Annotated in this window: 12 protein-coding genes; 6 read left to right on the plus strand and 6 right to left on the minus strand. The window is 61.3% G+C overall.

The genetic code is table 11. The annotated features are described in order from the left end of the window. Nucleotides 1–43 precede the first annotated feature (43 nt). From ACP5E6_RS03665 to ACP5E6_RS03690, 6 genes are all read left to right on the plus strand, one after another. Nucleotides 44–1,828, plus strand: a complete 1,785-nt coding sequence (locus ACP5E6_RS03665; RefSeq protein ID WP_427951828.1) for an ABC transporter ATP-binding protein/permease — start codon at nt 44–46, stop codon at nt 1,826–1,828. Nucleotides 1,829–1,833: 5 nt separating this feature from the next. Beyond that, nucleotides 1,834–2,775, plus strand: a complete 942-nt coding sequence (locus tag ACP5E6_RS03670) for a glycerophosphodiester phosphodiesterase family protein (RefSeq protein ID WP_427951831.1) — start codon at nt 1,834–1,836, stop codon at nt 2,773–2,775. A gap of 57 nt (nt 2,776–2,832) precedes the next feature. Next, the gene (locus ACP5E6_RS03675) at nt 2,833–3,024 is read left to right on the plus strand and encodes a hypothetical protein (RefSeq protein ID WP_427951833.1); all 192 of its coding nucleotides are present in this window, start codon (nt 2,833–2,835) and stop codon (nt 3,022–3,024) included. A gap of 544 nt (nt 3,025–3,568) precedes the next feature. Further along, nucleotides 3,569–4,615, plus strand: a complete 1,047-nt coding sequence (locus ACP5E6_RS03680; RefSeq protein ID WP_427951836.1) for an HlyD family secretion protein — start codon at nt 3,569–3,571, stop codon at nt 4,613–4,615. Beyond that, nucleotides 4,612–6,177, plus strand: a complete 1,566-nt coding sequence (locus ACP5E6_RS03685) for a DHA2 family efflux MFS transporter permease subunit (protein ID WP_427951839.1) — start codon at nt 4,612–4,614, stop codon at nt 6,175–6,177. The genes ACP5E6_RS03680 and ACP5E6_RS03685 overlap by 4 nt, the downstream gene beginning before the upstream one ends. Continuing rightward, on the plus strand, nt 6,167–7,732 hold the full coding sequence (locus ACP5E6_RS03690) for an efflux transporter outer membrane subunit (RefSeq protein WP_427951842.1): 1,566 nt from the start codon (nt 6,167–6,169) through the stop codon (nt 7,730–7,732). The genes ACP5E6_RS03685 and ACP5E6_RS03690 overlap by 11 nt, the downstream gene beginning before the upstream one ends. Nucleotides 7,733–7,766: 34 nt before the next feature. Here ACP5E6_RS03690 and ACP5E6_RS03695 read toward each other — a convergent pair whose 3' ends face one another. Genes ACP5E6_RS03695 through ACP5E6_RS03720 form a run of 6 tightly spaced genes read right to left on the minus strand, consistent with a single transcriptional unit; the run spans nt 7,767 to nt 14,458 of the window. Beyond that, nucleotides 7,767–8,438 (minus strand): metallophosphoesterase, encoded by a 672-nt coding sequence (locus ACP5E6_RS03695; protein ID WP_427951845.1) that lies wholly within the window; start codon nt 8,436–8,438, stop codon nt 7,767–7,769. Then, entirely contained in the window at nt 8,435–9,757 is a 1,323-nt protein-coding gene (locus tag ACP5E6_RS03700; protein ID WP_427951848.1) for an MFS transporter, read from the minus strand. Before ACP5E6_RS03700 ends, ACP5E6_RS03695 begins: the two co-directional genes overlap by 4 nt. Next, nucleotides 9,758–10,987 (minus strand): class I SAM-dependent methyltransferase, encoded by a 1,230-nt coding sequence (locus ACP5E6_RS03705; RefSeq protein ID WP_427951851.1) that lies wholly within the window; start codon nt 10,985–10,987, stop codon nt 9,758–9,760. Then, complete coding sequence (locus ACP5E6_RS03710) at nt 10,984–11,751, minus strand: DUF1365 domain-containing protein (RefSeq protein WP_427951853.1); 768 nt, start codon at nt 11,749–11,751, stop codon at nt 10,984–10,986. The genes ACP5E6_RS03705 and ACP5E6_RS03710 overlap by 4 nt, the downstream gene beginning before the upstream one ends. Next, nucleotides 11,748–13,040 (minus strand): NAD(P)/FAD-dependent oxidoreductase, encoded by a 1,293-nt coding sequence (locus tag ACP5E6_RS03715; protein ID WP_427951856.1) that lies wholly within the window; start codon nt 13,038–13,040, stop codon nt 11,748–11,750. Before ACP5E6_RS03715 ends, ACP5E6_RS03710 begins: the two co-directional genes overlap by 4 nt. Further along, a complete protein-coding gene (locus tag ACP5E6_RS03720) occupies nt 13,037–14,458 on the minus strand; it encodes a cryptochrome/photolyase family protein (protein WP_427951859.1) in 1,422 nt (473 codons plus the stop codon). Before ACP5E6_RS03720 ends, ACP5E6_RS03715 begins: the two co-directional genes overlap by 4 nt. Nucleotides 14,459–14,611 lie beyond the last annotated feature (153 nt).

The following is a 14,611-nucleotide window of genomic DNA, read 5'->3' on the forward strand; positions in this document are numbered from 1 at the left end:
AGGCGAAAGTGGTGGCGTCGGCAACTTCATCTGGGACTAGGTCATGAAATTTCTGAATAGTGTCTGGTCCGCCTTACGCGATACTTGGCGACTGTCTAAACCTTATTTTCAGTCTGATCAAAAATGGCGAGCCTACGGTTTGCTGTCTGCAAATCTGATTTTAAGCCTAATCACGGTCTATGGAGTTGTGCTTAACACTTATTGGTTTCGATATGTGTTTGATGCACTACAGAAAAAAGATAGCGCAACATTCTGGCAACTTGCCTATGGCTATATTGTAATCAAGCAGGTTCCTTACATCATTCCAGGATTTCTAGAGATTGGGATTTTACTGACGGCCGCCTCCGTTTATGCAGTATATTTCACTCAAATGCTTGAAATTCGTTGGCGTACTTGGTTGACAAACTATTTTATTGATGCGTGGATGCAGGGTCGCGCCTATTATCAGATAAGTCTCACTGCGAAGGCTGGAACGGCGCTTGATAATCCAGATCAAAGAATCGCCGACGATGTTCGTTCGTTTGTCTCGAACACCCTCAGCCTCGGCCTAAGTTTCGTCACAAACCTTACAAGTATCTTCAGTTATGTTGCGATTTTGTGGTCGATTTCTGGAATGATTAAGCCATTTGGATGGCCTGTACCTGGTTATCTGGTCTGGATTGCGCTCGGGTATTCGATACTGGGAACTGGTTTCGTCCACCTTATCGGACGCGCATTGATACCGCTGGCGTTCCAGCAACAGCAGGTCGATGCCGATTTTCGTTATAATTTGGTGCGAGTGCGTGAGAATACCGAACAAATCGCTCTGTATGGCGGTGAGACACACGAGATAGGCGGGTTGTCTGAAAGATTTACCGCTATTATCGGCAATTGGTGGAAAATCATGCGCCGGACGAAAATGCTCAATTTCTTTTATTATGGATTCGTGAATACTGCGACTTTTTTAGGATTAGTCGTCGCGGCGCCGGCGTTCTTTGCCGGATCGATTTCGCTAGGAGCGTTGCAACAAATCGGTTCAGCATTCGGAAATACCCAGAGTTCCTTTGCGTGGTTCGTCAATTCATATCAGCAAATTGTGCTGTGGCGGGCGACTGTGCTGCGGTTGGATGGCTTCGAACAAGCGGTACGCGCAGCACATTTGATCGATACACAGCGGGAATTGCGAACCCAGGTTGTAGGAACTGGATTGCGTGCGCACGAACTCGCGATTGATCTGCCGGACGGCCGGCATCTGTTTGCTCAATCAGAGCTTCATTTGTCACCGGGAACACCCATTGTGATCCTGGGGCCGTCGGGTGCCGGCAAATCAACTTTGTTTCGAGCGCTGGCAGGCATTTGGCCGTTCGGGCGGGGGGACGTTTCACGTCCGGCGGGGCACCTCATGTTTTTGCCACAGAAGCCGTACTTTCCATTGGGTTCGCTCAAGCGAGCGGTAGCCTATCCTCGCGAGGGACTTGAAGTCCCGGACCCGGCGGTTCGGGCCGCGTTGGTCGATGTTGGGCTGGGCGAACTTGCGGATGAATTGGAGCATGTCGATAATTGGACAATGCGGTTGTCGGGCGGCGAGCAGCAGCGCCTTGCACTCGCGCGCGCATTGATCGTGCGGCCAGATTGGCTGTTTCTCGACGAGGCCTTGTCCGCGCTCGACGAACCAGCAGCGCTGGCGCTGTTCCGGACGATCCGGGCGCGGCTGCCGGCAACTCAGATCGTGTCCATCTCGCATCAGGACAGCGTGGTCGAGCTGCATCCGCGCCGAGCGCATCTGACACCGGACGCTAAGGGGACGATGCATCTGATCACCGATATCGAGGTGGTGCCGGGGGAATGAAGCGGATGGCGCTGTTCGGTCATCGCGGCGCACGGGGGCTCGCCCCGGAGAACACGCTGGCGGGATTTGCCGTGGCGCGCTCATGCGGGGTCACCGGGGTCGAATTCGACGTCGGCGTGACCGCCGATGGCGTTGCCGTGGTGCACCACGATCCACGCCTGAACGCCGATGTCGCACGGGATCGCGAGGGAGCCTATGTCGGCACCGAGGCACCGCTTCTGCGTGACCTGACCTACGCCAGGCTCGCGGCCTATGATGTTGGACGGTTGCGCGCGGGATCGGATTATGCCGCGCGCTACCCGGAGCAGGCGGTGCATGACGGTGCGACGATCCCGACCCTCGCAGCGGCGCTGGCGGTGCTGGATGGGCTCGATCTGTTGATCGAGGTCAAGAGTTCTCCCGAGCGGAAGGATGACACCGCGTCACCGCGCGTGATGGCGTCGATCGTGATCGAGGCATTACGCGCGGTCGGCGCTGTCGAACGCGCGGTGCTATTCGCATTCGATTGGCTTGTGCTGCGCGAAGCCTCGATAATCGAACCGAGACTTCGGCGCTGCTGCCTCACCGAACCCGACACGGTCAATCGCGGCGGCTTGTGGTTGGACGGGGCGGATCTAGACGCATTCGATGGCAAGCTCGCGCAAGCCGTTGCCGCTACGGGCGCCGTTGCCTGGGCGCCGTTTCATGCCACTCTCCAGGCGGCTGAGGTCATTGAGGCTCAGGCGCTCGGCCTCCTTGTTATGCCGTGGACGGTCAATACGACTGAGGCGTTTGATCGCATGATCCGGTTTGGCGTGGACGGCATAATCTCCGATCGGCCGGACCTGGCACGGCTTGCTCTCGAGCAGGGCGGGATGGGGGTTGCCCCGCCAGGGTTCGTTGCAGGTATAAGCCGCCTTGTCCCAGAAATTGGCGCGTCGGGCGGCGTGGAACAAAAACTGCCGTAGCGCCGGTGCCTGCCAGCCTGCTTCATCGACCAGAATATCGATCGGCGCGAATAATTCATGCGCGTGGGCGATATTGTGAGCGGCGAATTCATCAAATTGCCGCGGCTTGAGCGCATAAAGCACACGCATGTCCCGCACGGGCAGGGCGATGGTTGTTTCCGGCTCGCGCTCGAACAGGCCAATCGTCTGCCAGCGGGGCGTATCGTCATGTTCCGCAACGCCACGCTTGAGCCACACCGCGGGGCATGAAATCAACAGGGAATGCAGGCTCGGCGAGTAGCGTGAGCGTTTGTCGAGCAGGTTTTGCAGACTGCCACAGACCTCGATGGCAAAGATGTCCACGAACGGATCGCTCGCTGAGCCACCGAACCATAGCCACAGCCCGTCGGGAAAAGTGCGCATCCTGGCGGCACCGGGAATTTTCAGGGAGGGGGCATCAGACTCCAGCGCGGGTCCCGGTCTGGCTTTCAGCCAGACGCCATGACCGCGTGCATCCGCCATTTCGAGGCCGGGGGGAGTTTGCGGCCAAGCCCGGATTCGTTCCCGCACGAAACCGTCGAGTGTCTGAAAACCCATCATTTTTGATCCATTTCTATTCATGGCAGAGCTGTTTTGCTACCTAAGGTAGTATTCTGTAATCGATCTCGCTTGGCAAGGCGAATCCGCATCACCGACGCATTTTTATGAACGCGCGTTCAGAACGGCATCAGCCGCATGGCGTCGCCGCCTCACTTGCGTTCCATCCGAAGATCATGACTTAGTAATCCGATTGTCAGGGCAGGATGACAGCGGGATGGACGGCGGCGGCGAGCAGATTAAATCGGGTACAGTCAGCGACGCGGGGACAAGTGTGCCGGCGCGCGGACGCAGCCGACGTCCGTTTCTAATTCTGGCGCTGGTTTTGCTGGCGCTGGTTGTCGGTGGCGTGGTTTACTGGTTGCACGCACGCAATTTCGCGACAACTGATGACGCTCAGATCGATGGCGCGATCCATCGGATTGCGCCGCGGATTGCCGGTCAGGTGAAGGCCGTGCTGGTGCATCAAAACGAACACGTGACCAAGGGGCAGGTTCTCGTGGAACTGGATTCCGGCACGGAACGCGTTGCAGTGGACCGGGCTGAGGCACAGCGGGCGCAGGCGCTGGCTGATGTCGGCACCAGGCGAGCGGAAGTGGCCGAGGCAAGTGCCAATGTCGAGGTCGCGCAAGCGAATCTGTTCAAAGCGACGCGCGATGCCGGACGGTATCGGCGCATCAACCCTGCGGCGATCACCCGAACCAACTTGGATGCTGTGACATCGGATCTGCGTTCGGCTCAGGCGAAGGTGGATGTGGCGCGCGAGCAGGTTGCGGCCGCGAAGGCCGGTTTGGTGGCAGCACAAGCGGCGTTACAGGCTGCGAATGTCGCGGTGGAGAATGCGCGGTTACAAATGGGCTATACCACGGTTCGCGCGCCGGCGTCCGGCTATATCGCCGAGCGAACGGTGCGGACTGGGAATGTGGTGGCGCCGGGAACCGGGTTGATGGCGCTGGTTGGTGATCGGTACTGGGTGACGGCGAATTACAAGGAAACCGAACTCGGCAGCATCCGTCCTGGCGAGCATGTGCGGGTTTATATCGATGCTGTGCCAGGGATCGCATTTCACGCCCGGGTTACCAGCATTCAACGCGGCACTGGCAGCGTGTTCTCGTTACTGCCGGCTGAGAACGCCACAGGGAATTACGTGAAAATCGTGCAGCGAGTACCGGTGCGGATCACCTTCGACGACCCGCGCCTTTCGAAATACGTGATCGCACCAGGCATGTCGGTCGAACCGTATATCCGCATCATTCCCAAATGAGTCTGCTCTACGCGAACCGACCAGCGCTGCCGCGGTCGGCCTCCGGAATTTATAACCCATGGCTGATCGTGGCGATGATCGCGCTGGCCCCGTTCATGGAGGTGCTCGACACCACGATTGCCAACGTCGCGCTGACCCATATCGCCGGCTCTCTCGCGGTCAGCCCAGAGGAGAGTACCTGGGTCCTGACCTCGTATCTGGTGTCGAACAGCATGATCTTGCCGATCACCGGTTGGCTGGCTGGAGTAATGGGACGCAAGCCGTTGTTTCTGCTCTGTATTGCTCTGTTCACCGCGAGTTCGGTGCTTTGTGCATTTTCGACGTCGCTGACCATGCTGATCGTGGCAAGGGTGATCCAGGGATTGGGCGGCGGCGGCTTGCAGCCGATCACCCAGTCGATGTTCGCCGATACATTCCCGATCGAGAAGCGCGCGCAGGTATTCGCTGTCTATGGCGTGGTGATCATCGTGGCGCCAGCGACCGGGCCGATCCTGGGTGGCTGGTTGACCGATCATCTGTCGTGGCACTGGGTGTTCCTGATCAACCTCCCTGTCGGGCTTGTGGCGTTCACGCTGATCGCGATTTTCGTCAATGAACCAATCACACTGATCCGCGAGCGCGCGGCGCGCTTGGCGGCGGGGCTGAAATTCGACTGGTTTGGCCTTTTCCTCGTGGCGAGCGGATTTGGCGCGTTGCAAATCTTTCTCGACAAATTTTCCCTCGATGACGGCTTTGGCTCAACCTTCATTTGCAGCTTGTTTGTGGTCTGGACCGTGTCACTGGTCACGCTCGCCGTTTGGGAGTGGGATCACCCGGCGCCAGTGGTGAACGTAAGGCTCTTCAAATATCGCAATTTTTCGATTTCGTGCCTGATTATGTTCGTGATCGGCTTCATCCTGCTCAGTACCACGCAACTCCTGCCGCAACTGACGCAGACATTGCTGGGCTATTCATCCGAAACATCCGGCTTCGCCTTGGCGTTGGGCGGATTGGCGACGATCGGTCTGATGCCGATAGCCGGCATCGTCACCGGGCGATATGTCTCGGCCAAGGTGCTGCTAATCGGTGGTTTGATCGAAACCGGAATGGCACTGACGCTGCAATCGCACCTGGCGCCCGATGTTTCATTCTATACGATCTCGTTCGACCGGGTCTTGCAGGTGATTGCCCTGCCATTTCTATTTATACCGATCTCGGCTTTGTCATATGTAGGTCTGCCACCGGCGCGCAATGGTGACGCCTCTGCAATCATCAACCAGGTGCGTAATATCGGCGGCAGCATCGGGATTTCCTATGTCACGACGATGCTGGCGTGGCGTACCCAATTCCACCATGCCAGATTGGCTGATGCGATCACACCGTATGTCAGCCTTCATGGCCAGACACTTCCCGAAATTGCCGCCGTTGTGCAGAAACAGGCAGCATTTATGAGTTATCTCGATTTGTTTCATATTCTCGGCCTCATCGCTCTGTTGGTCTGGCCGGTCATTCTGTTATTGGGTGCGCCGGTACGAGGCGCGCCGGTCAAGGCTGCGACAAAAGGAGTGTCTTATGAGGTCTGATCGGATCAGGCGACATCTGCGATGGACCCCAGTCCTGGGCGCCGGGCTATTGGCAACGCTATCACTTGGCGGCTGCGAACTCGGGCCCAATTTCCATAATCCTAAGCCGCGCGCTGCGGCATCGTTTCTGGACAATCGGCCCGCCATCACCGCACCCGATCGGGTGAGCCAGGGTGCCGTCGATCTGGCTTGGTGGCAGAGTTTCGACGATCCGGCGCTGACCGCGCTGGAACGTCAGGCAATCAAACAGAATCTAGACGTGCGGATTGCCACGCAACGTCTCGCCGAAGCGCAGGCTCAGGCTCAGATCGAGGGGGCAACACTCTATCCCAACCTTGATTTCGCCGGCTCATTCACCCGTGAAGGGCCGAGCAAGAAGGGGGTGTTCACAGCGCTCGGCGGCGCTGGGTCGAATACCAGCACCAGTACCAACGCCGGGCAGACCGCCAACGGATCAGCTTCCTCGATCGGCGGCGGTGGTATCTCAGGGTCGGCAATCCAGCCGTTCAACCTGTTCCAGTACGGGTTTTCCTCGGTGTTCGATTTCGATCTGTGGGGCAAGAACCGCCGCGCGGTCGAGGCGGCCCTCGCGGCGGTTCAAGCGTCACGTGATGCGCGGCGTGCGGTGTTACTGAACACCGAGGCCGAGGTAGCGCAGGATTATATCAACCTGCGCGCCGAACAGACCGTGCTACGGATCACTCAGGACAATCTGGCAAGTTCGAACCATATCGCCGGCTTGACCAACCAACGCGAACAGGCCGGGTTGGCGAACGCGCTCGATGTGGCGGATGCGCGGGCGCAAGCGGCGGCCGTGAAGTCACAACTCCCAGCGCTGCATGCGGCGATCGATGCTGACATCAACCAGCTGAGCCTTTTGCTGGGGCGCGGCCCGGGCGCGTTACGGTCGAGCCTGATCGACGCTGCTGCGGTCCCGCCAGTACCACCGCTGGTACCGATCGGACTGCCGTCGCAATTGATGCAGCGGCGACCGGACATCCGTGAAGCCTCGGCCAAGCTGCATGAAGCAACCGCTGAAATCGGTGTGGCACGTGCGGATTTCTTCCCAGACATTTCATTGTCGGGATCGGTTTCGTTGCAGGCCTTGCAATTCTCCAATCTGAATCAGCTCGCGGCGGTAACTTATGCAATCGGACCGCAGATCACTCTGCCGCTGTTCGAAGGCGGCAAGCTCAATGGGCAATTACATCTTCGAAAGGCCGAGCAGAAGGCGGCGGCGATCGAATATGCCAAGACCGTTCTGACCGCGTTCCATCAGGTGGACAATGCCCTGACCGCCTATGATCAGGAGCAGAACACGCTGGCGGCGCTGCGGGTCGATGTCACCGAGAGCAAGCGCGCGTTAGACCTGGCGCAGGAGCGCTACCGCGAAGGGCTGGCCGATTATTTGCAGGTGCTGACCGCGCAGCAGAGCGAGTTGGCGGCAACGCAATCCGAAGCACAGAGCCTGGCGCGGGTCTCGACCGATCTGGTAACGCTGTATCAGGCCCTCGGTGGTGGTTGGGAGCGCGAGTATCCAGCGGCGCGCGGCTGAACGCTCGCCCTCGCATGGGCGGGGCGGTTCAGCTCTACGCCGGCAGATCGATCCACGAGAGATGCCCGCCCTTGCCAGCCCCGGTATCCATGAAAACGGCACGACCGCCCAACGCGCCGGCTATGGTTAGCGGACGACCGTTGGAGCTGCGTTGGTCGTGTCCGCAATAAACCGTGAGCCCGGCGGGAATCTGATCGACCCAGGTAAGCAGCCGCTCCGGTTTGCCCATACCGGTCACCCGCCCCGTGGTCTGGCCATAAAGAGCCCTCGCCAACAGGCGATCGGCCCGCGCGGGCGGCAGGAACGGCGGTGGGTTGTGTAGCATGGCGGGGTGAAAACCACCGTGGACGCACAACGCATCGGGGATTGCGAGCCACCCCGGTGCACGGGCGATCTCGGCAAGCACTCGTGCGGCTGTCGCCGGGGGAAGCGCCGCAAGGGTTGCTGCGAGACCGGGACCACGTTGAACTGAGTCACCGCGCAAGGCGCGGGCAAGTTTGAAATCATGATTGCCGAGCAGAAATAAGCCGCGCCCTTGGTCGATCAGGTCGAACATCAGGTGCAGCGCGCCTGGGGTATCCGGACCGTCATCGACCAGATCGCCAAGCTGGATGATGAAACGGTCTGTCGCGGCTGCCGCGGCGAAGCCTTGGGCATCGCCATGGACGTCGCCAACGATTCGTAACTTGACACCAGCCGGAATCATGCGCGCGCCGCAATCGCCGCGCGCAATTCATGCTGCACCGCGCGGTCGATCGGAAATCGCCGCATGATCACCGCCACGGCGAGTTTGAGCGCGGAGGGGATGCCACAATACAGCGCAAGCAAAACGCCGTCCTGCAACGCATTGTTACCACCATGGGTCGAAAACCCCACCAGACCGAGCAGCGGAAACGCCAGACCGGGGGCAAGGGCGTTACCGGCCTTCTGGGCCATGGTGGCGGCCGCGAAATAGATGCCGGCCCGTTGCTCGCCGCTTGCTGCTTCGTCGACATCGACGACATCAGCCTGGATCGCGGGCGGAATGGTAAAATCGGCACCCAACCCGGCGCCGGTGAAGATGCTGATGATCCCGAACAGGATCAGCACGTGGGGGGCGTGCAGAATTGCCGGCACGAAGGCAAAAGCCACGCCAGACATCGCCATCGCCGCCGCCCAGGTCTGATGCTTGCCGATCCGGGTGGAGAGTTTCAGCCAAAATGGTACCGAAACCACACCCGCGGTGAAATAGACCAGCAGCAACGGGCCGGAGGCTTTCGGCATGTGCAGGATCTGGTCGAACACAATCAGGATCAGCGCCGCCGGCAGGCCATTGGCGAGGCCATTCACGGCCCAGGCCAGAATCAGGCGCCGGAATGGGCGATTGGAGGCGACCAATTGCAGCGTTGGTTTCAGCCCAGCTGGCGGCGAGCGCCGGACCGGCAGGGGGTCTCTGACCCTAACCAACGCTAAAAAAACGAACGGCGTTGCGAGGCCGATGGTCAGCAGTGAGAGCAGATGAGCTTGGCCAACATGCGAGGTAATGCCGAGCGCTACCGGTGCGATCGCCGAGATCAGGATACCAAGGATCGTGCCGCCTTCACGCAGGCTCGTGATCCGCTGACGCTCGGTGTATTCGTCGGACAATTCAGCCCCCCACGCCCAATAGGGCAGGGACAGCGCCGTCCAGCCCCAGGTGACGAGCGCATAGAACACGAACAACCACGCGGCTCCGGCACCCGGCGGGGGAAAGAATAGTCCGATAGCGCCGACCGCGGCCACCGGCATCGCCACGGCCATGAAAGGTTTGCGCCGGCCAAATCGAGAATGCGACAGATCGGACAGTCGGCCGATCGTAGGATCGACGATCACATCGAAAATTCGGACCGACGTCAAAACGAATCCAACAACGGCGAGATTCATATGCATCGGTCCCGCCCAGAAATCCGGCAGGATCACGAGCAGCGGCAGACCCAGCATTGCCAGCGGCAGCGCAGGTGCCGCATAAATCAGTCTGGTAATCCGGGTGAGCGGTTCGGTCGCCAATCAGCTTCGTCCGATCACGAATTGGCCGACATCGGTCCAGCCGGCGCGGAAGCCGGCCTCGCAATAGGCAAGGTAATATTCCCACAACCGCTTGAACCGATGATCGTACTGACGCGACAGCGCGCCGATCTGAGGCCATGCGGCCTGAAACGCATGCTGCCAGCGCGCGAGGGTTTCGGCGTAGTCCTGGCCGAACCAAAAGCTTTCCCGCAGCTTTAAACCCGCCCGTGCAACCTCCTGGTCGAACCGTGTAGGCGATGGCAGCATGCCGCCAGGAAATACGTAACGCTGAATGAAATCGGCGCTCGAGCGATACTCCTCGAAATATCGGTCCGCGATGGTGATGACCTGCAACCCGGCGAGGCCGTCCCGATTCAGTCGGTCACGCACACAGTCGAAATAGGTCGGCCAGTATTGTTCGCCCACCGCTTCGAACATTTCGATCGAGGCGATCCGGTCGAAGGTTTCGGTCACGTCGCGATAATCCTGCAACCGCAGGGTGACGCGATTGCCGAGCCCGGCGCGCGCGATCCGCGCCTGGCCGTATTCGAGTTGCTCCTGCGACAAGGTGATGCCGGTGACATTGGCACCGTAATCGCGCGCCGCGATCTCTGCGAACCCGCCCCAACCACAGCCAATTTCGAGCACGTCCATCCCCTCCGTAAGACCGAGCGCGCGGCAGAGGCGATGGATCTTCCGCTCCTGTGCAACGGCGAAACAATTGGTGCCGGGTTCGAAAATGGCGGCGGAATAGGTCATGGTCTCATCGAGCCATGATGCATAGAAATCGTTACCAAGATCGTAATGCTCGGAAATATTCCGTTTGGCACCCTTGCGCGTGTTTGGCCGCAGCTTGTGCGCAACGAAGCTGATCGCCCGCGCCCATAGCTTGCCCCGCAGCATGTCCTCCCATGCGGCCTCGTTCAATGTACCCGACCGCAGCACGTCGATCAGGCTCGGGCTATCCCACCAGCCTTCGAGGTAGGCTTCGGCGAGGCCGAGGCTGCCGCCGAATACCAATTTGGCGATCATGCGCGCATCGCGCACCACGATGGTTGCCTTCGGTCCGGGTTCGCTGCCTGTGAAATGATGTACCGAGCCATCAGGCAGTACCACCTCCATGGTTCCCGCCTTGATCATCCGGGCGATTCCGAGGCCAAGCCGCAAGCGGCGGTCGCGCGGCAGGGCGGGGTTGGCGCCCGGGTTCGCAAGGATGGTGGCGTCGCTCATACGGCGTCTCCTCGAATGATCGGTTGGTGTGTGCGTGCAGGTTCGCGGTGGAATTTTGCCCCGCGCGCAAGGGTTTTGATCGCCTCCCAATGGATTGCGGCGATCACTTTGATTGCAACCAACGGCATGCGGACGAGTTGCCCGCGCATCGCATTATCAGTTGCGGGTGTTGCATCGAGTACCATGGTGGCGCTCATCCGCCTTGTTTCGGCGCCGTAGCGCAGGCTTAGCCGAAACTTTGGCCCCGGCCTCGTGAACGTGAAATCGTAGCGGCCCTGCATATCGAACAAAGGCGAAACGTGCATCGCCTTGGCAACGCGCTGGCGGATCAGCCCCGCGCCAGGTGCGACCGGGATCACGTAAGCGATCTGATCACCGAACGTGTTGTTCACCTCGTGCAGCACGGCCCCGAGCCGCCCATCGGCATCGGCACAGAAATAAAATGATATCGGGTTGAATGCATAACCGATGATACGGGGAATCGTCATCAAACGGATGTGGGCACCAAACGCAGCGAGACCATTTTCCGCCAGCGCGGCCTCGACCCAAGGGCGCAGCGACGTACCGTCACGCGGGCCATGGTCGCGATCGTTGATGCCGATAAGCCCGAACCGGTTGTGGCGGAACAGGGAGCTGCGCGCAGCCAGATCGTCGAGATCATCGAGATCGACCGCGAGCATCCACATCCGGTAGGTGAATTTGTGCCGGGGCGCGGCGTAGCGAATATGACCGACAACGCCAGCATAGATCATAGCCTCAGTCATGCGACCCGCCGTTCGATGCCCGTGCCCCACGGTATCGGTAACCCCAAGGCAGTGGCAATGCGCACCGCGGAGGCGATGCCGTCTTCATGGAAGCCCCAGCCGGTCCAGGCGCCGGCGAACCACAGCCGGTCGGTGCCCTGGATGGCGGGCAGGCGTTCCTGCGCGTCCATCGCCGCGGTGTCGAAGCGCGGGTGGGTGTAGTGGCGGGTGAGCAGGATGCTGGCCGGGTCGGGCTCGACCAGCGGGTTGAGGCTGACCAGCAGCGGGCGAGGGGTTTTCAGCCCTTGCAGCGCGTTCATCCAGTAGGTCACGCTGATCGCCTGATCGTGGTCGGCGGCACCGCGCGAGAGGTAGTTCCACGCGGACCACACGCTGCGGCGGCGGGGCATCAGGGCGGTATCGGTGTGGAGCACGGCGCGGTTGTCCTGAAACCCCACGGCGCCGAGCAGGGTGCGTTCGGCATCGGTCGGGCGGTCGATCATCGCGAGGGATTGATCGGCGTGGCAGGCGAGCACGATCTGGTCGTAGTGCTGCGTGTCGCGATCGGTGGTGACGCTGGTGGAACCGTCGTGCCGTGCGATGCGGCGGACCGGCTCGCCGGTGCGGATACGGCCCTCCAGCGCGGCGCGCACCCGCGCGACATACATGCGCGAGCCGCCGGTGACGGTGCGCCATTGCGGCCGGTCGTTGATGGTGAGCAGGCCGTGATTGTGGAAAAACCGCACGAAATGCCGCGCGGGGAAGGCGCGCATCCCCGCAACCGAGGCGGACCAGATCGCCGCCCCCATCGGCAATATGTGATCCTCGGTGAAGCCGGGACCGTAATGGTTGCGGTCGAGATAGTCGCCGAGGGTCTCGGGGCTGGTGCCGTCGAGCAAAGCGGGGGCTTCGCGGTTGAAGCGCAGGATGTCCTGGATCATCCGCCAGAAGCGCGGCCGCAGCAGGTTGGATTTCTGGGCGAAGAGCTGGCCGAGATTGGACCCGCCATATTCCAGCGCGCCGTCTCCGACCGAGACGCCGAAGGTCATGTCGGTGTCGTGGGTGGCGACCCCGAGTTCGCGGAAGAACCCTTCGAGATTGGGATAATTCCGGTCGTTCAGCACGATGAAGCCGGTATCGACCGCGACCTCCGCGCCATCGAGTGTCACGAGCTGGGTATCGGCATGGCCGCCGAGGCGCGGTTCGGCCTCGTAGAGCGTGACGTCGAAGGCCTCGCGCGCCAGCCATGCCATCGACATCCCGGCGATGCCGCCGCCGATCACCGCGAGTTTCGGTTTTTCGCTGGTCATTCCGATGCGGCTCCGATCGATTTATAGGCGGCGAGTGCGCGGTCCCGTCCGGTGGCGAGGTCGATCAGCGGGCGCGGATAGGTCTTCCCGAGCGTGACGCCGGCCTTGTGGAGTGCGTCGGGTGCCGCGTCCCACGGGGCGTGGATGATCTCGTTGGGCAGTTTCGCGAGTTCGGGGACGAAGCGGCGCACGTAATCGCCCTGCGGGTCGAATTTCAGCCCTTGCAGCACGGGGTTGAAGATCCGGAAATAAGGTGCTGCATCGGCGCCGCACCCGGCGACCCATTGCCAGGAGGCGGCGTTGGAGGCGGCATCGGCATCGACCAGGCAATCCCAGAACCAGGCCTCGCCATCCTGCCAGGGGATCAGCAGATGCTTGATCAGGAAGGAGGCGGTGATCATCCGCACCCGGTTGTGCATCCAGCCGGTCTGCCAGAGCTGGCGCATCCCGGCATCGACGATCGGGATGCCGGTCTGCCCGCGCTGCCACGCGCCGAGTTCGTCCGGCGCGTCGCGCCACGGCATGTCGGCGAATTGCGCGCGCATCGGCACGGTGTCGAGCGTGTCGTTGTGCCAGAGCAGATAGGCGGCGAATTCGCGCCAGACCAGCTCTTTGAGGAAAGTCTGGCGGCCTTCGGTGCGCTTGGTTTTGGTGGCTTCGGCGGCGCGCCAGACCGCATCGATCGCGATTTCGCCCCAGTGCAGATGCGGCGAGAGCATCGAGGTGCCGGGTGCGCCGGGCAGGTTGCGTTGCTTGTCGTAATCATCGAGGCCGGTGTCGAGGAAATCGGCGAGGCGCTTATGTGCGCCGGCCTCGCCGGGTTGCCAGGTCTCGCGCAGCCCGCCGGCCCAGTCGGGGCTCGTGGGCAGCAGATGCCAATCTTCCAGCGCGTCACTGGCGACATCGCCGATACCGTCGATCCGCTCGGGGACGTCGATCGGCGGGCGGGCGGTGAAGGCCTCGAAACAGGCGCGCGAGAACGGGGTATAGACCCCATACACTCCGCCCGTTTTGTTGGTGATCTGCTCGGGGCCGAACATCAGGGCGGAACGGTGCCGCTCGAAGGCGATGTCATCGGATTTCAGCGCGGCGGCGACCGCGCGGTCGACGCCGCGGAGCCAGGGTTCGTGCGAGCGGCCGACATGGACGGCAGCGGCCCCGCTCTCGCGCGCGAGTGCGGGGATGATCGCGGTCGAATCCCCCCGGCGGAGGATCAGCGTCGCACCGCGCGCGGCGCAATCCTGGGCGAGCGCCGCAAGCGAATGGTGCAGCCACCAGAGCGAGGCCCCGCCCCATTTCGCGGCGGGATCGAGCACGAAGACCGGCAGGATCGCGCCGGCGCCGATGCCGGCGGCAAGGGCCGGGTTGTCCGCCAGCCGCAGATCGTTGCGGAACCAGACGAGGGATTTTTTACGCATCAGGCAGCCTTCGCCATTTTCGTCATGCGGCCTTCGCCATCTCTATTCATGCGGCCTTCGCCATCTCTGTTCATGCGGCCTTCGCCGCATAGGCCAACGGAAACGCGAAGACCCGTTCGCGGCTGAGCAGAAACACCTGCCCGCCGCGCGGGA

The organism is Acidiphilium sp., from assembly GCF_049977125.1.
GTDB lineage: Bacteria > Pseudomonadota > Alphaproteobacteria > Acetobacterales > Acetobacteraceae > Acidiphilium.

Coding starts and splice junctions, on each gene's coding strand:
- ACP5E6_RS03665 (WP_427951828.1), top strand. CDS start 44: ATGAAATTTCTGAATAGTGTCTGGTCCGCCTTACGCGATACTTGGCGA.
- ACP5E6_RS03670 (WP_427951831.1), top strand. CDS start 1,834: ATGGCGCTGTTCGGTCATCGCGGCGCACGGGGGCTCGCCCCGGAGAAC.
- ACP5E6_RS03675 (WP_427951833.1), top strand. CDS start 2,833: ATGCGCGTGGGCGATATTGTGAGCGGCGAATTCATCAAATTGCCGCGG.
- ACP5E6_RS03680 (WP_427951836.1), top strand. CDS start 3,569: ATGGACGGCGGCGGCGAGCAGATTAAATCGGGTACAGTCAGCGACGCG.
- ACP5E6_RS03685 (WP_427951839.1), top strand. CDS start 4,612: ATGAGTCTGCTCTACGCGAACCGACCAGCGCTGCCGCGGTCGGCCTCC.
- ACP5E6_RS03690 (WP_427951842.1), top strand. CDS start 6,167: ATGAGGTCTGATCGGATCAGGCGACATCTGCGATGGACCCCAGTCCTG.
- ACP5E6_RS03695 (WP_427951845.1), bottom strand. CDS start 8,438: ATGATTCCGGCTGGTGTCAAGTTACGAATCGTTGGCGACGTCCATGGC.
- ACP5E6_RS03705 (WP_427951851.1), bottom strand. CDS start 10,987: ATGAGCGACGCCACCATCCTTGCGAACCCGGGCGCCAACCCCGCCCTG.
- ACP5E6_RS03710 (WP_427951853.1), bottom strand. CDS start 11,751: ATGACTGAGGCTATGATCTATGCTGGCGTTGTCGGTCATATTCGCTAC.
- ACP5E6_RS03715 (WP_427951856.1), bottom strand. CDS start 13,040: ATGACCAGCGAAAAACCGAAACTCGCGGTGATCGGCGGCGGCATCGCC.
- ACP5E6_RS03720 (WP_427951859.1), bottom strand. CDS start 14,458: ATGCGTAAAAAATCCCTCGTCTGGTTCCGCAACGATCTGCGGCTGGCG.